This window comes from Vibrio rarus, from assembly GCF_024347075.1.
GTDB lineage: Bacteria > Pseudomonadota > Gammaproteobacteria > Enterobacterales > Vibrionaceae > Vibrio > Vibrio rarus.
The window spans coordinates 514,357-536,741 of record NZ_AP024901.1; the positions used below are offsets into that span (position 1 = coordinate 514,357).

Sequence of the window (22,385 nt, forward strand, 5' to 3'; positions counted from 1 at the left end):
CCCAGCTTAACTGGGCTTAAAGATAATCGTAGTGATAAGCGTCTATACTAGTTAACTTTCTTATAAAACACAGTAGAAAGAGGTGGCAACACCATAGGCACAGACTGTGACAAACCTTGGCTTTCAATATTTTCTGTCACCAAGAGTGCCGGTATGCTTACATTAGAGCCTTGGTACTTAGCATCATCGGTATTGAGCAACAGTTCATATTGAGACTCATTAGGGATCCCCAAACGGAATTCATGCTGAGGTACAGGGGTAAAGTTAGAAACCACCAGCACTCGCTCTCCGTTCTCATCAATACGCTCATGAGCAAGAACACTCGCCTCTGCTTCATCTTGCAAACGCCACTCAAACCCGCGCGGGTCATAATCAAGGGCATGCAACGCCGGTTGCTGTTTATACAAAGCGTTCAAATCTCGAGTTAGATTCAACACCCCTTGGTGACGTTCATAATCCAGTAAGAACCATTGCAGTTGATCATCGTGGTTCCATTCCGCCGTTTGGCCAAATTCAGCCCCCATAAAGTTAAGCTTTTTACCCGGCTGGGCGTACATATAGCCCATGTAAGCGCGTAAGTTGGCGGTTTTTTGCCATTCATCACCCGGCATTTTGTCATGGATAGCCCCTTTGCCATACACCACTTCATCGTGTGATAACGACAACACATAGTTTTCACTGTGTGCATACATTAACGGGAATGTGATGGTGTTGTGATGATATTTACGATGGATAGGATCTTGTTGAATGTACGACAAACTGTCGTGCATCCAGCCCATATTCCACTTAAAACCAAAGCCAAGGCCTCCTAAAAATGTCGGTGCTGATACCCCAGGGAATGCCGTTGACTCTTCAGCAATGGTCATAGCGTTCGGGAAGTGTTTGTACACTTCTTCGTTCATCCACTTTAAGGTGGCTATGGCGTCGTAATTCTCATTGCCACCATCTTGGTTTGGTATCCACTGATCGTGACTTCGAGAGTAATCCAAGTACAACATAGACGCCACCGCATCCACACGAATGCCATCAATATGATAATGCTCAAACCAGAACAGCGCATTCGACACCATAAAGCGGCGTACATGCTCACGCCCTAAGTCGTAAATGAACGAGTTCCAATCTTGATGCCAGCCACGTCGAGGATCGGGATCATGATACAAAGGCGTGCCGTCAAAGTTGGCCAAACCGTGATCGTCCGAAGGGAAGTGCGCCGGTACCCAATCAAGCACCACACCTAAGCCCGCTTGGTGACACTGATCCACAAAGTATTTGAAATCGTCAGGGGAACCAAAACGACTAGTCGGAGCAAACAAACCAATCGGCTGATACCCCCACGAACCGTAAAACGGATGCTCTGAAATAGGCATCAATTCAACATGTGAATAGCCTAAATCAACCAAATAAGGGATCAACTCAGCGGCCAATTCGCGGTAGTTTAAAAATTCACCCTGCGCGTTTCTTTTCCATGAACCCGCGTGCAACTCGTAAAAAGACAACGCTTGTTTGCGTTTTTCTGTTACAGGGCGAGTTTGCCAAGTCTTATCTTGCCATTGGTATTTGTTTTGATCGTACGTCACGGAAGCAAAGGATGGGTGCTGCTCATGTTGAAAACCCCACGGGTCTTGCTTATGTGGCAAACTTTCACCCTGCGGGCCTTTGATCTCAAATTTATACTGAGTACCTTCGGCCAACTCAGGAATAAAGATCCCCCAAATACCGTAATCCAAACGTTGCATAGGGTGGCGACGACCGTCCCATTGGTTAAAGTTACCAATTAAGCTCACCGCTTGGGCATGAGGGGCATAAACCAAGAATCGCGTACCGGCAATGCTCTTACCATCACGCTGTAAAGTGATGAACTGAGCCCCCATGTGCTGATACATCTCTTTGGGTGTATGCAAATGATCAAATTCTTCATACAAAGCGTGATACTGATACGGATCATCGATGATTTGCTCAACGTCGTTGCCCCAATGAACCGCTAATTGATAATGAGTAAACCTTAAATCACATTCTTGAGTTAAAATGAACGCGTCTCTTTCATCACGCACTAACTCAATACGTTTACCGTCTACAAGCACGGCCACGCGGTGTGCTCCCGGCATCCAAACGGTTAAATTGCGTCCTTTTTCACGCACGAATGGACCTAACAGTGAAAACGGGTCGGTCAGCGCTGCCTGACTCAACTTTTCATAAGCCGTGGTAAATTTGTCTTGAGCCTTTTGCACGCCCATTCTCCTTCGATAATTCATTCTATTTATAATTTTTTGAGAGTGTGTGAAAGTTGCCTTCCCTCACCCTAGCCATTTTTTGTTCATCTTAGCGATCCTGATGCCACTAAGCTATATTGTTAACAAAAACATACACTTTATTGACTGTACTTAAACGAATTTACGTCTACCCAGTGTCAAATTGTCGTTCGTTTATCACAAAATGAGCAACAAAAAATGCCCGCATACAAAGCGGGCATTTCAGTCCCTATCGGACTGTAACAAAATTACCAAAATGAAAGTTTGAGCAGTGCGTTAGTTTTCATAATAAAATGAGCATTTAGCCATTTTTTGACGCTTGATCACGAACTTCTGTTAAACGTTTTGCTATGTGGTTAACGGGTTCACGAGCAAACATCTCTTCCAGATTCACTGAAAGCTTACGACGCCAATTAGGATACTCATCTACTGTGCCCGGAATGTTGACCGGTTTATCCATCTCCAACCAATCTTCCAACTGCACACTAAGAAGCGCCGACGAACCGGCTGCCACATGCAACTGCAGGGCATCCGCCAGATAACGATCCATAGGAACCCATTGCGCATTGTCACCAATACCAGTAGATAAAAACTGTGGATTGTATTCTCTGATGGTATTTAAGATCCCTTGCTTACATGCTAAACGATCAGCAAACAACGTTTGCAATTGTTCAGGATCAGGATAGAGACCTAATTCCTCACCTAACTTTAAGTCGTCACAATGCCAAAATCCACGCAATGTCGGCATATCATGAGTACACAATGCCGACATGGATTGAGCAGCGTAATCTAATGGTTTAATAAAGCCACCATCGGCTTTATTTTCAAAGAAGAATACCTTGTAAGAATGCACGCCAGCATCACGTAAAATATCAACAATCTCATCGGGTACTGTGCCCAAATCTTCGCCAATAACGGCACATTGGAAACGGTGTGACTCTAACGCTAAAATGGCCAACATATCTTGTACGGGGTAATACACATACGCCCCTTGCGTCGCGTTCTTACCTTTTGGTATCCACCATAGGCGCAACAGTCCCAATACATGGTCAATACGCAACGCGCCACAATGCTTCATATTGGCACGTAACAATTGCACAAACGCATCGTACCCAGTAGCTTGTAATTGTTGTGGATTCAGCGGTGGTAAACCCCAGTTTTGACCTAGAGGCCCCAATACATCTGGCGGTGCACCAATACTGGCATCTAAAATGAGATTGCCCTTATCCGCCCAAGTTTCAGAACCTGAATCTGCCACACCTACCGCTAAATCTCGGTATAGCCCCAACGTCATGCCCTTCTCTTTTGCTAAAGATTGCGCTTCATTAATTTGCGTATCGGCAACCCACTGCAGATACATATAAAGATTGATCAGATCTTGGTTTTCTTGAATGAATTTCTTTGTTCCAGCGCTATCAAAATGGCGATATTTTTCAGGAAATGCCGGCCAGCCCCACACGCAACCATCCGCTTCATGTAATGTTTTATGCATGGCATCAAAGGCGGCTTGATGAACAAGGCTTTCCCCACCTTCCTCTACAAAACGTAAGAACATTTGTGCTCGTGGTGTGTTATGCGCTAAATGACGTGATTTAAATTGGGCAAACAACAGCGGTAACACGGCCATTTTAAGGGCGGATACTTCACTATAATTGACATGCTGAACTTCACGAACCTTTTGCAGGCGCAATTGGAACTCGGCGCTACCTACGGTTTGCTGGGCTTCAACACTTAAAGCAAACTCCGGCACTGAACTCACATCAATGTACATGATGTTAAGCCAACGACGAGAAGACGGGCTATAAGGGCTGGCGCCTTCTGGGTTAGCAGGAAACAACGAATGAATGGGATTTAAACCCACAAAATCACCGCCACGGGCAGCAATATCACCCACTAACTGTTTTAAATCACCAAAATCACCGATGCCCCAGTTATGCGGGGTGCGAAGTGTATAAAGTTGCACACTTGGGCCCCACAATTTTTTTCCTTTAGCGATGTCATCTTGTTTAAAACACGCTTTTGGCGTCACTATCAAGCTCATTTGATAAGGGGTTTTACGGCGCTTACGGGTCACATATAAAGTATGGTAGCCCCAGCCAATGTCCGCCGGTAGAGCAAATACCAAAGGTCCACCTTGTTTGCGATCATCTCTTACTATCTGAGATTGAAGATACCCCTCAAGGACAGTGCCCTGCTCGGTTTCTAAGCGCCATGCAAATTCACTTTCACGAGCACTGGCACCTAAATACAGCTCCACCTCCAGCGCGTCCCCATCACGCACCACCAATACTGGCGACAACACTTCTTGTTTGTGTTTTTTCTGGGCAGATTTCAGCAGTGCTTCGTCACAGCTAGTATCGTAGCCTAAAGCGGTCAGTAATTGTTCAATGGTGTCGTCTTCAACATTTGCTTGGTCTCCCCAAGCACTGACATAGCTATCGGAAATACGAGCCATTTCAGCGACTTTTTTTAATACAGATTGTTCTTTCATCGCTCTCTCCGAAGACGAAACACGCCTTCAAACAAGTAATTGAGTTTTGATAAACAGCCACGCTGTTTATGCTTCGCTTTAACAGTTGCGATAGCGCCACCTTATACCAACGTAAGATGACGCTATACCAAGGGCATTACGCCCTCACTTTAATGACTAACGGTGAACCGGCTCGAGTTTCCAGATGTTGTTCACGTAGTCACGAATTGAACGGTCGGAGCTAAACTTGCCCACTAACGCCGTATTTAAAATGGCCTTCTTCGCCCAACCCGCTTGATCTTTATACTGCTCGCCCATCTCTTCATGAGCTTTCACATAAGAGGCGAAATCCACAAGACAAAGATAGGGGTCACCGCCATCTAACAAACTGTCAAATGTGGCGCGCAATTTACCTGGCTCACCCGGAGTAAACTCTTCACCCAACAACAGATCCATCGACGCTTTTAGCAAGTGATCCGAGTTGTAATAGTCAAATGGGTTATAGCCTTTAGCACGCGTTTCGTTCACGCCATCCACATCAAGACCAAAGATATAGATGTTCTCATCACCGACTTCTTCACGGATCTCAACGTTAGCGCCATCCATAGTGCCGATAGTCAGCGCACCGTTGAGGGCCATTTTCATGTTGCCAGTACCGGAGGCTTCTTTACCTGCAGTAGAGATTTGCTCAGACACATCCGACGCTGGGATAATGATTTCCGCAAGGCTTACGCGGTAGTCCGGCATAAACACCACTTTTAGCTTGTTGCCAATGCGCACATCGTTATTGATCTTGTCTGCAATTTTGTTGATGGCGTAGATGATCTCTTTGGCTAAGTGATAACCCGGTGCAGCTTTAGCAGCAAAGAACACCACACGTGGCGTCATATCAAAATCAGCATCGTTTAATAAACGGTGGTACAAAGACAAGATGTGCAACATGTTGAGGTGCTGACGCTTATACTCATGTAGACGCTTGATTTGCACGTCAAAGATGGCATTGGTATCCAGTTCGATATCCATGTTCTCTTTAACCCAATTGGCGAGGCGCTGCTTGTTGTGCTTCTTCACCGTCATGTATTGCTGCTGAAATTCTGCATCATCGGCAAATTTAGAGATATCCGAGAGCTGATCTAAGTTTGCCGCCCACTGATCGCCAATTTTTTCCGTAATAAGCGCAGACAAGCCCGGGTTACAGAACTTCAACCAACGACGCGGTGTCACACCGTTAGTCACGTTATGCAAGCGTGTTGGGTACAACTCATTAAACTCTGGGAACAGATCTTTCTTAACCAGTGCCGAGTGCAGTGCCGCTACGCCGTTTACCGCATAAGAGCCCACTACACAAAGGTTGGCCATGCGCACCATGCGATGGAAGCCTTCTTGGATGATCGACAGTTTGCGTTGTTTTTCTACATCTCCAGGCCATTTAGCACGCACTTCCATTAGAAATTCGTGGTTAATGCGATAGATGATTTCCATATGACGCGGAAGCAGACGCTGGATAAGCGACTCAGACCAGGTTTCTAGTGCTTCAGGAAGCAAGGTATGGTTGGTGTATGCGAACGTCTTAGTGGAAATAGACCAGGCTTTATCCCAACCAAAGCCTTTTTCATCCACCAAAATGCGCATCAGTTCAGGGATAGCGACCGTTGGGTGCGTATCGTTCAACTGTACTGTCTCGTACTTAGGCAGATCCACTAAGGCGTGACCGGCTGCTTCATGGCGACGCAAGATGTCGCGAATGGAGGCCGCTGAATGGAAATACTGCTGCATCAGGCGCAGTGTTTTGCCTTTCTCATGGTTATCATTTGGATACAGCACTTTGGTAATGTTGCCCGCATCAATTAATGAGTGCTGAGCTTCAAAGTAATCTCCGTTATTGAAACTTTCTAAAGAGAAAGGGGCAATAGCTTGGCATTCCCATAAACGAAGTGGGTAAACCGTGTTGGATTCATAGCCCACAATCGGCAGATCCCAAGGCATCGCTTTCACTGTCATGCCCGGTACCCAGCGGCGTTTCTCTTCGCCGTTCTCAATCACAGTTTCAACCTGCCCGTAAAAACCAATTTCCTGAGCAATTTCAGGGCGAACTAACTCCCACGGATAGCCATCAATACCGCGCCAAGCATCGGGAGCCTCTTGTTGAGCGCCCTCTTTAAATGATTGCTTGAATAGACCGTATTCGTAGTGCAGGCCATAACCCACGGTTGGGTACTCTTGGGCTGCGCATGAATCCATAAAACATGCGGCTAAGCGACCTAAACCACCGTTACCTAATGATGGGTCACGCTCTTCTTCTAAAAGATCCGTTAAATTAAAACCCAACTCCTGCATGGCATCCGTAACGTGTTGATAAAGTCCCATACTGATCAGGTTATTACCCGTTAAACGACCAATAAGAAACTCAAGAGAAAGGTAGTTAACACTCTTTGCATGAGTGATTTTCTTATCGGATTCCGTTTGTAACAAATCAAGGGTCGTGAACTCCGCCAGCGCTTGGCCCATCGCTAAATACCACTGACGTGTGGATGCGTTTTCTTCCGTCGTCGCATAAGTGGCGGTTAGATGTTTCTTAACGCTGGCTTGAAAATGCTGTTTATCGAACTTTTTTTGTTGAGCTGGTTTCATAATAGGAACTCTCTCGCTTAGTTTTGTTCATCTACACTCATCATCTAGTAACCCCGTCTCTCCTTCATCATCCCAACCACCAAGGCCAATAGGAGGAGTCATGAGGGCGTAGGGAGGAGAAAAAATCACTTATTGCGCGAGCTCGCAAAAAAGGGGGGATGCGACGCACATAACAGGACTTAGGTCACAAAAATATGCACAACAATGCATTGGATGAATAAGAATGTTTGAGAGATGTAAAATTGCCCGTTGCCAATAACACGACTTCGGTCACGCTATTTTTTTACAAAGACAAAGAAACACCGCACAGCTTGTGCAGAGCCAGTAAGAGTGACCTCACAAAAAACGCCTATTAGAGATATTCATCACAAAACAGAGGCGTAGAAAGCAAATAATTGAGGATTCTCACCTTGATACGTTGCAGGATAAGTGAGCACAGCATATGCAGCACTGATTGATTTGCTTATACGTTTTTCGTGCAAATTAACCGCGACTCATCAGGCCAAGCATGTCTATTACCGTACACAACACTAACAAAAGGTCAGTCACCATGTGGATCCCTTCAAAACTCACCCGTCCAGGACGCTTACACAATGCGATTGTGCGCCCAAGAGTATTGGAATTGTTACAGCAAGCGCCTTGCTATAAGTTAGTGTTGCTACGATCACCGGCAGGATACGGTAAAACGACCATGGCCGCACAATGGCTCGCCGAAAAACCAAATGTAGGTTGGTATAATCTCGATGAGAGCGATAATGACAGCTACCGCTTTATTAACTACTTTATCCAAGTATTAAATAACGCCACAGGAAACAGTTGCCTGCAATCGCAAGCTTTGATTGAAAAACGACAATATTCGTCTCTGCACAGCCTATTTGGCGAAATTTTTGCAGAACTGACCAACAATGTTCATCAATCTTATCTAGTGTTTGATGACTACCACTTCATCACTAACGAAGACATCCACCAAGCCATGCGCTTTTTTATCAAGCACATGCCTGACAACATTACCGTTGTGATCACTAGCCGCTCCAACCCTCCACTGGGTACTGCCAATCTGCGAGTTCGGGATCTGATGATTGAAATAAACGATCGCAACTTAGCGTTTGACTTAGAAGAGACCACTCGTTTTTTCAATCTCAGAATGAAAGAAGACATTGATGAGTCCACTGCAGATAAAGTGCGCAATTACGCTGAAGGTTGGGCCTCTGCATTGCAATTAATTGCCGTCCAAGCCCAGCAATGTAATAAGCCTATTCAGCAATCACTGCACTGTATGAATGAGTTTAACCACTCTCATCTTTGGGACTATCTTGCCGAAGAGGTGTTTGACTCTGCAGACAGTGATATCCAAAACTTTCTTATGCAATGCTCCATTTTAGATAACTTTAATGACCAATTAATCTACGCAGTAACCGGTCGCGATGATGCCTTAAACATGCTGGATAACCTCAGCAAATTCGGCCTGTTTTTGAGCATTGATTCCGTGGATGAACACTGGTATCGCTTCCATTACTTATTCAGTGAATTTTTAAATCATCAACGTCTCTTGCATATGCCACATCAAGAAGCTCAATTACAAAGTAAGGCTGCCAACGCCTGGCTCACACACAACCGTCCTTTGCAAGCATTACAACATGCCAAGCGAAGTAAAGACCCACAATTGTGTGCCCATATCATGCAAGAACACGGTTGGCATATGTTCAATAGTGGCGAGCTAAGTACCCTTGAAAAAGCCATTGATGAACTGGATACCGAACAACTCTACCAAACCGCAAAACTGCCCCTTTTGCGAGCGTGGCTGGCGCAAAGCCAACACAGATTCAACGACGTGGGTGACTTACTGTCAGAAGCGAAAACCGAATTAAACAAACGAAACATCACGCTCTCCACCCAAGAAAAAGGGCAAGTGAGCGCACTAAGAGCACAGGTGGCCATTAACCAAGGAAACCCTGAAGAAGCGCTCAATTTGGCCGAATTAGCACTCAGCCAAATTGACAACAACGATTTTAGAAGCCGCATCGTAGGTACTTCGGTTATTGGCGAAGTAAACCACGTTCTGGGGCGATTAGACCGCGCCCTTCCCATGATGCAGCAAACAGAAAAGCTGGCGCGTCAATATCAAGTGTACCACCACGTTTTGTGGGCGCTGATCCAACAAAGCGAAATATTACTTGCGCAAGGATACACGCAAGCGTCGTTTGAATTGCAAGACCAAGCGTTCAAAGTTATTCAAGAACATCACTTTCAACAAGTGCCTTTACATGAGCATTTATTGCGTGGCCGGGCACAAATTTTATGGTGTTGGAACCGCTTAGATGAAGCGGAACAAACTGCGTTTAAAGGCATTGATGTGCTTGCCGATCAAGAGAGCTTACACCTACATAGCTATTCAATGTTGACTCGAATTGCGTTAGGTCGAGGGGAGCTGGATAAAGCCGGTCGATTTGTTAAAAAAATTGAAGAACTGCTTTTAGAATCCAACTATCATGTGGATTGGTCGGCCAACGCCTCCTTCTCTTTACTGCTGTATTGGCAAGCGAGTAACGACACGTCGGCTATCCATAACTGGTTGGTACAAACAGAGCAACCACAGGACGCAAACAATCACTTTAACCAATTGCAATGGCGCAATATCGCCCGTGCTCAAATTGCTTGCGATAGGCTTGATGATGCACGGCAAACCCTTACTCTGCTACAACAGCAAGCTATCGAACATAAACTCGTCACTGACAACAATCGTAACCTGATCGTGGAATCTGTTTTGTACATTAAACAAGAAAATGAAACCATGGCTCGCGATAAACTCAAGCAGGCATTGGCCTTAACCAATCAAACGGGAATGGTCGGCAACTTTATTATTGATGGCGCCTCCATCAATACACTACTAGAAAAACTGGTTAACAAAACACAAATTGGCGACTTAGAACGACATCGTGCTTTGCAGTTATTAAAAGAGATAGGCAACAAACAGCGCAGTCGTGCAGTTCACTTTGATGAAGACTTTGTAAATCAACTGGTTAATCATAAAAACATCCCAGAACTCATCCGCACCAGTCCCCTAACACAGCGCGAATGGCAAGTACTCAACCTCATTTACTCCGGCTTTAGTAACGAACAAATCGCTCAAGAGCTTGACGTGGCCGGCACAACAATTAAGACACATATTCGCAACCTTTATCAGAAGCTCAACATAGCAAATAGGAAGGAAGCCATAGAGACTGCGGAAAATTTGTTGCGTTTAATGGGATATTAATTCGCACGTATATAGAAGACATAAGAGCATTTAGCGGTTAACATAGAGGTTGGACAGTTTGAAAGATGTAACTCAATGTTTAAACTCAAATACATTTGGAACTTATCACGAGCCTCTAAACGCATTATCAGCGTTTTAATAGACTCTTTCTTTATTATTTCATCCTATTACGCCGCACATTGGGCTCGATTGGGTGATTTAATGTGGTTACCAAAATACGACAACCACAATGTATTAATCGTTACCCTACTGATCACTATTTTTACCTTTACTAAGCTCGGCTTATATCGTGCCGTCTTACGCTACCTCACGTTTCATGCATTGTACGTGGTCAGCCTGGGCACGATCATCTCCACCATCTCCATTGGCTTGCTGGCGTATTATTTCAATTCCGCCGTACCTCGCTCCGTACCCGTTATTTATGGCGCCTTTTTAGCACTGTCTTGTGGCGGTGTGCGACTCATTGTGCGGGTATTAGTTAGCCAGTCGTTTTCTAAAACCAGTAAAAGCGTATTGATCTATGGTGCAGGCTCCGCAGGCAGGCAACTTGCTTATGCATTGCGTACCTCTGATACCCATAAAGTCATTGGTTTTGTTGACGAAGATAAAACATTAGAAAATACCGTACTAATGGGAATTAAAGTTGCCAACGTCAACCTAATTGAGCGCTTAGTTGACCGTTACAACGTGCAACAAATCTTACTGGCCGTGCCAAGTGCAACGCGCACCAGACGTAAAGAAATACTCAATGAACTCGTCCACCTTTCTGCCGAAGTACTCACCATCCCTGATATGAGTGACATCATCTCCGGCAAAGCAAAAATAGATGAACTCAAAGACGTCGCTATTGAAGACCTACTGGGCCGCGATCCGGTGACTCCGCAACAATCATTGATGGAAGCGAACATCAAAGACAAGGTGGTAATGGTCACTGGTGCCGGTGGTTCCATTGGTTCAGAATTATGCCGCCAAATCATCAATCAACACCCTAAAACCATCGTGCTTTTTGAACGCTCAGAATTTGGACTGTACCAAATAGACAGAGAGATACAGGTATTCTGCCAGGACAATGCATTAAACATCGACATCCTACCTATTATTGGCTCAGTGCAAGACAGCAGTCGTCTGCTGAATGTCATGAACACATTTGCTGTACAAACTGTCTATCACGCGGCGGCCTACAAGCATGTACCCCTTGTGGAATACAACGTGATTGAAGGCATTCAAAATAACATTTTTGGTACTTACAAAACCGCGCAAGCGGCCATTAAGGCCAACGTCGAATCTTTTGTGCTTATCTCAACGGACAAAGCCGTGCGCCCGACCAACGTGATGGGAGCCAGTAAACGCATGGCTGAATTGTCATTACAGGCGCTTGCCGCAGAAACCAACCATAACACCCGTTTTTGCATGGTTCGATTTGGTAACGTATTAGGTTCCTCAGGCTCAGTGATCCCATTATTTAAGAAACAGATCGCCAAAGGGGGGCCTGTGACGGTCACCCACCCCGATATCATCCGTTACTTTATGACCATCCCAGAAGCGGCTCAACTGGTCATCCAAGCGGGCTCTATGGGCAAAGGTGGGGATGTGTTTGTTTTAGACATGGGAGAACCGGTTAAGATTGTCGATCTTGCAAGCAACCTTATTCAACTCTCCGGTTTAGAAGTCAAAAATGAAGATAATGAAAATGGTGATATTGAATTGAAATTTTCAGGCCTACGCCCTGGAGAGAAGTTATACGAAGAGCTGTTGGTGGGAAACAATGTGGAAGATACCGCTCATACTAGAATTATGACCGCTCAAGAGAGCTTCTTAAGCTTTGCCGAGTTCAAAGTAATTTTGGATGACATGGATAAAGCGTGCCATAATTTTGATCATCAGGCGATTAGGGACTTGCTGATTAATGCACCCACGCAGTTTACTCCAAGCGATGGTATCAGTGATTTGCTATGGAACAAAAAGGATCACCACCAGGCTTGATGGTTTCGAATAAACCACACACTAAAATGAACTCATTTATTTAAAGGTATATTTTGCAAAAATATTTAGTCACTGGAGCAAGTGGATTTATTGGCTCAACGTTAGTAAAACGTTTGGGAACAAATGCAACTTCGGTGGTCAGAAAACCGACCAACTTAGATCTACATGAAACAACGGTTATTGGTGACATTAATAAAGATACTGATTGGACTCATTGCTTAGAAAATATCGATGTCGTAGTACACCTTGCCGGTATCGCCCATAAGAGCAATATCTCATGTGAAGAATATAATGAAGTCAATCATTTAGGCACCATCAAATTAGCCCAAGATGCCATTAATGCCGGAGTGAAAAGGTTTGTTTTTATTAGTACTATTGGCGTGTTAGGTTTGTCTGGTACATTTGATGATAACTCAATACCTGAGCCGCATAATGATTACGCACGATCTAAATTAGATGCTGAAAATGGACTATTAAAGCTAGCTCAACAAACTGGACTAGAGGTTGTCATTATCCGCCCTACCCTTGTCTATGGACCCAAGGCACCAGGTAACTTCGGTCTACTATGTAAATTAATTAATAAAACGCCTTTTTTACCATTTGGTCTGTCTAGTAACAAAAGAAGTTTTATCTCCGTTGAAAACTTAGTCGACCTAATTGTTACTTGCTCAAATCATTCAAATGCGGCAGGCAACATTTTTTTAGGTTCAGAAAGTACTGCAATTTCCACAAAAGACTTTACCAATCAAATCGCACTAGGATTACGGAAAAAAATCATACAACTCCCTATTCCACCATCACTCGCAAAACTTGCTTTTGCGTTAATTAGAAAGCCAGGATTGTATACACAACTTTTTAAAGATTTATCCATTAACTCAGATAAATCACAACAGATTTTAGATTGGGTGCCACCACACACTATGGCACAAACAATGACACAACTACATGAGAGCAATAATGACTAGAATATTAGATTTTCTCTTTGCATTTTTTGGGCTTTTAATTCTATTTCCAATCTTAATTATTGTCACAATCATTGGGTATTTTGATACAGGATCACCTGTATTTATACAAACACGAATGGGAAAAAATAAAAAGCCATTTACTCTTATTAAGTTCCGTACTATGGGAGTCGATACAAAATCTGTGGCCAGTCATTTAGCAAGCAGCGCCTCAATTACACCTTTTGGCCATTTTTTGAGGAAAACAAAATTAGATGAATTACCTCAGCTAATTAATGTTATTCAAGGGCAAATGAGTTTAGTGGGACCAAGACCAAACTTAATGAATCAATTAGATTTGATTGAAGTTAGGGATGCACATGGCGTATATGATGTTCTTCCAGGGATTACAGGCTTGTCACAAGTAAATAATATAGATATGTCCACACCCGAGTTATTGGCAAAAACCGATAAAACAATGATAGATAATATGAAGTTGACCACTTATTTTGAACTGATTTTAAAAACGGTCACGGGAAAAGGAAGTGGCGACACAATAAAGTAGTTAAATATAACTGATGCATCAGTCCTATATATGAAACAAAAAAAAGCCCTTATAAATAAGGGCTTTTTTCTAACAAAGATAAGTATTAGTTATACCAATAACACCAAGTAAGTAATCAAAAATTCTGACGCAATTATCGAGTGTTTTAACAAGCTAGAATGATCAGCTATTTAGTACGATTTGTATTAGATGTCTTTTTATACTTGAACAGTATTACATTAATAAGATAACCAATACAGTAATATAAGCTCAATGAAATAGATAGTTTCTCTTCATTCCTATATATATTCCAAAAAAATGGTATTAACTTAAATTTCGACGAACTCACCGAACCTTCAATTAAATTGTAATCCGCTAAATTTTGTTGCATCCCATAAATGATTTTTGACTTTTTAACTAATTTTAACCATAAAGCAAAATCTTCATGTCCACAAATTGGAAACCTTAAATCACCTAATAAATCTTTACGTACCATAGCAGTCAAACACCCAACACTATTGTTAGTAAGTAAATCTTTATACGTCACCTCTTTAGGTGGCACGTAACTACTAATAACAATACCAGATTTTACTAATCTATAACCAGAACAAGTAAAACTAATGTCGTTTTGCACCATTAAATTGATTTGAGTTTCTAATTTATTATTACACCAAATATCATCAGAATCTAAGAAAGCTATATAATCACCTTTGGCATGGTCAATACCAATATTTCTGGGCTTAGCTGGAGATCCTGAATTTACATCTAATTCTATGCACTTTATACGTTTATCAGAAAATGTATTAACTAACTCAACTGTATTATCAGTTGAGTAGTCATCAATTATTATAAGTTCCCAATTAGCATAAGACTGTGATAAAACTGACTCAATTGATTTATCAATCGTTGTAGCACTATTATATGATGGCATAATAACTGATACCATTGATAGTTCAGAACAGTTCATTAAGTGTTTGTCTCCAGAACGATTTATTTAAGCGCGTATTTTAATCAAATACTTGAAAAATATATTCAATAATTTTAATGGTAATTTAAACAATTTAAAATATACAATCATAAACGTAATAATACTTCTAAATGATTGAGTTCTATATACAGAAATAAATTCATTTCTAGAAATAATATGTTTAATACAAACATTAGCATTAGAATAGTCGTTGTTAAAATCGTCACTTCTAATTAAATTTATAACAATACCAAAGCATTCTTTAACAATACAAATGTTGGCATAATTAGATGTATTAGATCTTATTTTTAGCAGCTCTAAAGCTTCTAAAAGCTTACCAAGAACAGCGCTATTTGTCGTGGTTATTGAACCTTCCCTAATTCGATAACCATAAAGAGGTTCGTTTATATGAACAAATGAACGTGTCATATTTATCAATAAGGGTATTGTAGATATATCCTCAAATACTTTCCCTTCTGGAAATAGTGGTGATAAATTAAGAAGAAGGCTACGTTTAAACACCTTATTCCAAGCATAAAGAGGTTTAGTGTAATAATCCTCTATTTTTTTTACAGAGCAATTTATATGACTAGTTACTAATGATGGAGCATCTTTAAATCTAAATGCGTTAAATGAAATTAAGTCCACACTTTGATTACTTATCGTCTCTAATAATAGAGCAATAGCAGTAGAAGATATCACATCATCTGAATCAATGAAAAATACATAATCTCCAGATGCATGTATTAAACCATAGTTTCTTGCAGAAGATAATCCACCATTTTCTTTTGTGTATAGCTTCATATTAGAGCTTATATGCTTTTTACATATGTCTATAGAGTTGTCAGGAGAACCATCATCTACAAAGATAAATTCAACCTTTGTATTATCAAATTTATCGCAAGAAAGGGAATTAAGTAAGTCTTCTATATAGTTTTCTACATTATATACAGGAATAATTATCGATAATAACATCTCAGTCTCTTGTATTTGATTTGGTATTAATTTTTTTAATTAAACATAATTGTTTTATACTTATATACATCATCAGCGTAAACGATAACTTTATACAAATATGGTAATGAAATGAAACAGGTAACCAAAACAAACTCCAACCAACGTCTTTTTAAACAAAAATACTTACAAACATAATAAATAGGGTATATATTAAACCAAATAAAGTATGCATACACTCTAGGATAAAGTCCAATAATATCAACAAGTATTATTGACATGTATAAAAAAGAGAAAGCTGTAACATTAAATTTAAAAAAATTACTTTGAGTGAATTTACATATTGGACCATGCTTTAGATAGAGGTAATAAAAAACTATGTAGACAGGTATGTTTACTAATTTTAGTATTGTTGTTTTTAATCCGACACCTTCATTCAAACTAGTTTGGAAATATTTAGCATAAGTACCAGTATATAAAGATGAAAGAGTTCCCCAGTATACATATATAAAACCAAACAAAATAAATGAAGCTAAAAAGTAAACTAATGTATATTTTCTTTTAAACTTAGATATGTAATTCAAAGGTATAAAAATAAGCATTATAAATGATGAAGGGTGACAAAATATTGCAGTACAAAAAAACAATAATGCTTTTAAAATTTTTCCATTTACCAGAAAAAAGACAAAGTAGAGAGAGAGTATAATTGCGACATACTGTCTTAATTGACTCATTTGATAATGATAGAAATTTGTTATCACAAACATCACAAAAAATAACAAAGCTAGACTTACTTTATTATACTTATTTTTCACCAAAGAAAGATAACCAAACAGTAACACAGAATGTAGTAAAGAATATGTGACAAATATATACTGTGATGATAACCCTAATTTATTAAGCATGATCACTATACCAGAGAATATATATTCATGATTTCCTAGATAGTAACCTAACTCATATTGGTAGTTATTATATATAGATGAATATGAAAAATAATCTCTTCCGATATCATACTGTATACTCGCCACTGCAATATATATTACTATAATAGGTATAAGTACAATAAATGCTCTATAATGAAAAGTCTTTGTTGTAATTTTATCAATAACAGCTAAATGTATTGTTAGTAATGATAGTAAGATAATGTAAATCAATTTTACCTCACAAACGCATTAACGTTATGTGACACCCGCTTTTCTTCAGGGGGTAACTCCATATAATTTCCATATAACTGGCCAAGATATGTATCATAATCTTGAATGCCATTATATTGCTTTCCACAAAATGTGTATTTAGAGTAATTATCATATATTTCTTTTTCAAAGATATCTTTTTTATAATAAACACTACCAGTACTAATAGCAAAATTAGATTTAACTTTATTGAAATTAAAAAATTTGTTGATAGCTTTTTTAGCGATTAGGTTAACACCAGGGAATTTCCCCATAATAATATATGCAACCTTTGACACTTTACTATTAAATCGTTCATTAAAAATATATTTTGAGAAATATATTTTTTTAAATAACACAAAAGAATTAGATTTATATGATGCTATTTTTTTTGATCCAGAGAAATAATCTATTGGAAATATATCAATATTAATTCCAATCCCATCTATATATGAAGGTGCATCTGGCTCAACAAGTAATGTGTTTTTAATGGCTAATTTTCCACAATTTTTAAAATACGGCTTATCACCTTCAGGCATTGAAGAATATGAGACTAAGTTTGGAATAGACTTGGTAATGTTACTGATAAGAAAATCATAGTCTTCTCGTGGCATCATAATATCTATATCATCATCCCAAGGAATATAGCCTTTATGGCGAATTGCGCCTAACATAGTACCACCGGCTAGAGAGTATTTTAAATTATTCGCTGAGCAATATTCATGAACATAATCTAAGATCTTTATTTGAAATTGACGTAATTCCTTCATTGATAATTCATTCATAATTTATCACTAAAGCTATTTAGTGTCCTCTCAATTCCGTTTGATAAGTTAACTAAAGGTATCCAACCCAACTGTTCAATTCTATCAGTATTTAATCGAGTTCGAGGGTAATTACAATATAGTCCATCGACAGGCTCAATTCTTGTTAATTCTATACCCTTTCCTGATTTATTTATGATTTCTTTTGCAAGATCAAAGATCGTTATGTCTTCTTTTTCATTAGCTATATTATATACCGTTGATACTTCACCTTTTAGTAATACTAACAACATTGCGTTTATAGCATCCGTTACATAACAAAACGAACGTATAGCCAAGCCATCACTATTAAGTCTGATATTTATTGACTGTAAAGTATCACCTATAAAATCAGACATAACTCTGCCATCGTTTAACTTCATTCCAGGACCATAAGAATGTGCAATTCTTACAACATTGAATGGGATTCCATATTGAATATTGGCACTCTTAAATATATTTTCGGCCATACGCTTGCTTTCAGGATAACAGGAACGTGCATCTAATGGATCAAAACACCCCATAGTGGTTTCATAAATTTCATCTTTATCTTGAACATTGCCATAGACTTCTCTAGTCGATGTGAAAAGGCAATTAATGATGTTATTTTTTTTAGCAAGGTTAACAATATTTAAAGAACCTAAGACATTTGCTTCTATTATATTTACAGGTTCATTTTTAATATAAAAAGGGCTCGAATTACCAGCAGCATGAAGAATATAATCAATATTAGAAGTTAAAGTAATTTCATCTTTAATATCTTGAACTAAAAACATCAAATGATCATTTTCCATGCCAAATCTTTCGATTAAGCGTTCTTTGGAACGACCCAATAAAATGATATTAATATTATAGCCTTTTTCATTTAAAAAAAGTAAAAAATCAACAGTACAAGCGGCTAACATTCCAAGCGCACCAGAGATAAGTATTGTTTTATCTTTTAGTTTTTCGAATTCTTTATCATGGCGGTTTACTAAAGTATCAAAATCATTAGTGAAATTATTCATTAAAAGCCCTTAATTGAAAATAGCCATTTGTTCATTTGCATCCAAAATAGCTTTGAAAATAAAAAAGTCAATTGGTGTTGTGATTTTTATATTTTCTGAAATACCTTCTATTAAATGTACACTAAATCCATAATGGTTCATTAATGAACATGAATCTATAGCTTCTGTGTAATTATCTGCTATTGCTTTATCATGTACAGATAATATATCTTTTAAATAAAAACTCTGCGGTGCTTTTGCCAATCTAGACAAATTCCGGTTATGAACACCTTTCACCTTTTTATTTATATCAACTTGAACAAATGTTTCAACTGGAGGGCATGAAGTGATTGCACTTCCATATTGCTTAACTGCATTGATATTAAGATCAATTAATTCATTATTTATTATTGGCCTAACTCCATCATGAATTAAAACTATTGATTCACTTGGATAGTTATTACTAATACATTTCAATCCTTTATAGATAGATTCTTGTCCTGTATCACCACCCTCAATAATAAATTTAACTTTCGTAATATTAAACTTTACAATTAGTTTTTTTAAATAATCAATCCAATCTTGTTTACATACAACTACTATAGACGATATATTTTCATTTTTTTCAAAATGTTCAATTGTATAAATTATTACTGGCTTTCGATGAACCTCTAAGAATTGCTTAGGTCTTCCTTTATTACCCATTCGGGAACCAACACCACCAGCAAATATAAGAGCAACATTATTTGTCATAATTTTCCTCAATAATATTATTTTTAATATAAGAATAAGACCTATTTTGATGAATAGAAAGTTTCTTTTCAACTTCTTGGTAGTTAATATTACTTTGATGTAGGTTAATACTATCTTCCAATCCAATCAAACACTCTTTTAAATCCAAGGCTGATGTTATGTTTTGCATTCTAAAATCAGAATTGTCTCGCAGGAATAAATTAAAGTCTTTTTGGTATATAATAGAAAAACATGCACCATGGAATGCATTAGTCACTATATGACTTGCATTTTTGAAGTACCATAGATATTCACCTACACCTACAGAGCTAAGTACCTCATGATTAAATAAGTATTTATTCGCAGTGAAATTACTAATTTCAACTAACTTTAGCCCTTTCTTTTTAGCTAATACCGTTGCTTGCTTTAGCATCCGTCTATTATTTTGCATACAATTATATACAAGTAGATAATCTTTTATTTTTTTAGCCGGTTCAGAAACAATTCTCTCATAATCACTTTTATTTAATAAAAGTGTAGGGTCTAGAACCCAATCGACATTTTTCTCAAGTAAACTTGATACATATTCAGAACCTTGACGCTCTCTTAAACTAATTGCATCAAACTTCTTAATTTTATCTAAAAATTTCAATTCATCAGTCTTGGTCATACTATCTCGCCCTATTGAAGGGGAATAAGCAACCTTTACTGCATTTTTTGCTGCAGGAAACTCAAGGAAAAATACCTCATCAAAACCTTTAGTAGAATTTATTTTCCAAATAACATCACTTTCACAAATAAACGTATCATATTTTTCGTCTAACTTTTCTAATTGCATTAATTCATTATAACTATACGTTCGATTTGACATTTTATAATGTTGTTCAAAAAACCTCTCAAACTTATCATATTTTATCAAATTTGTACGAAATGATATTATTCCATGAACAAAACTTGACACTCTATGCCTTAAAGTATCCCCTTCTCTAAAAACATTTAATACTGGATACTTAATGTTGTATCCTTCTAGGCTTTTCGGCATATAATCAATAATTTGAGCATCTAAGTTTTCTCTATTTAAATACTGTTGAAATGCCCAAGAATGAAGCACCGCGCCATAATTCATATGATGTGAGTATTTGTTAAATGAAACAACACCTATTTTTTTCATATTATCTTCTCATAAGTATTTTTTTGACAATCATTTTTTCATCCCTATTTAACATTATTAAATAGGTTAATATAGCTCCAGAGATCACTGATATTGCTGTTGAATACAGAACTCTAATTATACTAGGTTCAATAACTCTTGTTTCAATGTAAAGTATTCCTCCTAATAGAAGCCCCATAATAATCGCACTGAAAATAACATCAATTATATAAACCTTCCAATTTAAGGATGCTTTAATCGACAATATATATACTCTTGCAATCACGGCTATGGCCTCTATAACTAGAGCTACCAATATTAACGGTTCTGCCTCAACACCTTGACTAGCTAAAATCACAATTATCGGTAGACTTAATAATGATAATCCACCAACAACTAACTGGTACAATTTCATATCACCAATAGCTTGTATTGCAACTTGCAATCCATTTGTCATCATATTAACCATAATAGTTAATACCATGACTTTACAAAAAGTGCTTGTATATTCAGGAACATCACCTAGCCACAAATTTAAAACTGTTTCCATTTCAAATATGAATGCAAGACCAGGTATCATGATCATTACTAGACCACATTTACTCGCAAAGGTACTTAAGGACAATAACTCTTCTCTATCTCCTCTCGATTCACACTTGTAAATCATTGGCTTTAACGTTGCTATTATATTTGTTGACAATAACTGTACTTTAGATGCAGTTTGATTGGCAATCGCATATGCAGAGTTGACTATTGGTCCAAAATACAGATTCAAAGCTATGTTGGTACCATTGACTCGAGCGCTTGCTGATGCAGTCCCAATTGACATCCAACCAATAAAACTCATCGACAATAGTATTTCTTTATAAGAAATACTATTCGAATCAAAGAAAACATTTAGATATCTTTTTCTAGTATAAATGAGTTTTATAAGCTCAACAGTTATTGTTATAAATAATAAACTATATACATAGGTAATTATTTGATTATCATTTATAAACTGTAAACTGTATGCTGAAGCCAAATTCAAGGTAGTAAAAATAATACTTAATAATGCATCAAGATGAAAATCTTCATTTGCTTGGATTAAAGCTGTATTGATTGAACCAATTTGGGTTAAAAACATTATGACAACTAACACTTTAAATGATATTAATGTAGAGTCGACTTTATCTATAGGTATATTTAATGATTGTACTATATATTTTGAAAATACTAATGCGGTAACTAATAATATGCTTGCCACTAAACTTACAAGGACTAAATTACTATTATATGATTCTAATATTTTGTCTTTCCCTAGGGGTATCGAGTAACTTATACTTCTTTGTACTCCAATGGAAATTGCAGTACTGATAAATCCCATTAATAATATTACACCATTAATTAGATTAAATATCCCAAAATCTAACACTCCTAAATATTTTAATAAATATCTTACAATTAATAATGATAATAATGTTACAATAATCAGTCTTATATACATAAAACTTGTATTTTTGAAAGCTCTATTTAAATTCAAATTTATTGCTCTTTACTGTTAT

General features: G+C 38.4%; 15 protein-coding genes. 4 read left to right on the forward strand and 11 right to left on the reverse strand.

Annotated elements, in window-relative coordinates; genetic code table 11:
• Positions 1-47: 47 nt before the first annotated feature.
• The 3 genes from glgB to OCU56_RS15350 all read right to left on the reverse strand — a co-directional run bounded on the left by glgB (position 48) and on the right by OCU56_RS15350 (position 7,350).
• The gene (gene glgB / locus OCU56_RS15340) at positions 48-2,228 is read right to left on the reverse strand and encodes a 1,4-alpha-glucan branching protein GlgB (protein WP_261874838.1); all 2,181 of its coding nucleotides are present in this window, start codon (positions 2,226-2,228) and stop codon (positions 48-50) included.
• A 322-nt stretch (positions 2,229-2,550) separates the two neighbouring features.
• A complete protein-coding gene (gene malQ / locus OCU56_RS15345; RefSeq protein ID WP_261874839.1) occupies positions 2,551-4,740 on the reverse strand; it encodes a 4-alpha-glucanotransferase in 2,190 nt (729 codons plus the stop codon).
• 156 nt (positions 4,741-4,896) lie between these two features.
• A complete protein-coding gene (locus OCU56_RS15350; protein ID WP_261874840.1) occupies positions 4,897-7,350 on the reverse strand; it encodes a glycogen/starch/alpha-glucan phosphorylase in 2,454 nt (817 codons plus the stop codon).
• Between the two features lie 550 nt (positions 7,351-7,900).
• On the opposite strand from OCU56_RS15350, the gene malT reads away from it, so the two are divergent.
• The 4 genes from malT to OCU56_RS15370 all read left to right on the forward strand — a co-directional run bounded on the left by malT (position 7,901) and on the right by OCU56_RS15370 (position 14,095).
• Positions 7,901-10,606: an HTH-type transcriptional regulator MalT gene (gene malT / locus OCU56_RS15355; protein ID WP_261874841.1), complete on the forward strand. Its 2,706-nt coding sequence runs from the start codon at positions 7,901-7,903 to the stop codon at positions 10,604-10,606.
• Between the two features lie 75 nt (positions 10,607-10,681).
• Positions 10,682-12,589, forward strand: coding sequence for a polysaccharide biosynthesis protein (locus tag OCU56_RS15360; RefSeq protein ID WP_261874842.1), 1,908 nt, complete (start codon positions 10,682-10,684; stop codon positions 12,587-12,589).
• Positions 12,590-12,642: 53 nt separating this feature from the next.
• The gene (locus OCU56_RS15365) at positions 12,643-13,554 is read left to right on the forward strand and encodes an NAD-dependent epimerase/dehydratase family protein (RefSeq protein WP_261874843.1); all 912 of its coding nucleotides are present in this window, start codon (positions 12,643-12,645) and stop codon (positions 13,552-13,554) included.
• Positions 13,547-14,095, forward strand: coding sequence for a sugar transferase (locus tag OCU56_RS15370; RefSeq protein WP_261874844.1), 549 nt, complete (start codon positions 13,547-13,549; stop codon positions 14,093-14,095). Before OCU56_RS15365 ends, OCU56_RS15370 begins: the two co-directional genes overlap by 8 nt.
• Positions 14,096-14,261: 166 nt before the next feature.
• Here OCU56_RS15370 and OCU56_RS15375 read toward each other — a convergent pair whose 3' ends face one another.
• From OCU56_RS15375 to OCU56_RS15405, 8 genes are all read right to left on the reverse strand, one after another.
• Complete coding sequence (locus OCU56_RS15375; RefSeq protein WP_261874845.1) at positions 14,262-15,041, reverse strand: glycosyltransferase family 2 protein; 780 nt, start codon at positions 15,039-15,041, stop codon at positions 14,262-14,264.
• A gap of 27 nt (positions 15,042-15,068) precedes the next feature.
• Complete coding sequence (locus tag OCU56_RS15380) at positions 15,069-16,016, reverse strand: glycosyltransferase family 2 protein (RefSeq protein ID WP_261874846.1); 948 nt, start codon at positions 16,014-16,016, stop codon at positions 15,069-15,071.
• Between the two features lie 35 nt (positions 16,017-16,051).
• Positions 16,052-17,026 (reverse strand): EpsG family protein, encoded by a 975-nt coding sequence (locus OCU56_RS17535; protein WP_390904884.1) that lies wholly within the window; start codon positions 17,024-17,026, stop codon positions 16,052-16,054.
• A 128-nt stretch (positions 17,027-17,154) separates the two neighbouring features.
• Positions 17,155-17,940 carry a LicD family protein gene (locus tag OCU56_RS15385; RefSeq protein WP_261874847.1) on the reverse strand — a complete coding sequence of 262 codons (786 nt, stop codon included), beginning with the start codon at positions 17,938-17,940 and terminating at the stop codon, positions 17,155-17,157.
• A gap of 11 nt (positions 17,941-17,951) precedes the next feature.
• A complete protein-coding gene (locus tag OCU56_RS15390; RefSeq protein ID WP_261874848.1) occupies positions 17,952-18,980 on the reverse strand; it encodes an NAD-dependent epimerase/dehydratase family protein in 1,029 nt (342 codons plus the stop codon).
• A gap of 9 nt (positions 18,981-18,989) precedes the next feature.
• Positions 18,990-19,712, reverse strand: a complete 723-nt coding sequence (locus OCU56_RS15395; RefSeq protein ID WP_261874849.1) for an IspD/TarI family cytidylyltransferase — start codon at positions 19,710-19,712, stop codon at positions 18,990-18,992.
• A complete protein-coding gene (locus OCU56_RS15400) occupies positions 19,702-20,862 on the reverse strand; it encodes a polysaccharide pyruvyl transferase family protein (protein WP_261874850.1) in 1,161 nt (386 codons plus the stop codon). The genes OCU56_RS15395 and OCU56_RS15400 overlap by 11 nt, the downstream gene beginning before the upstream one ends.
• Before the next feature lies 1 nt (position 20,863).
• Complete coding sequence (locus tag OCU56_RS15405; protein ID WP_261874851.1) at positions 20,864-22,363, reverse strand: lipopolysaccharide biosynthesis protein; 1,500 nt, start codon at positions 22,361-22,363, stop codon at positions 20,864-20,866.
• Positions 22,364-22,385 lie beyond the last annotated feature (22 nt).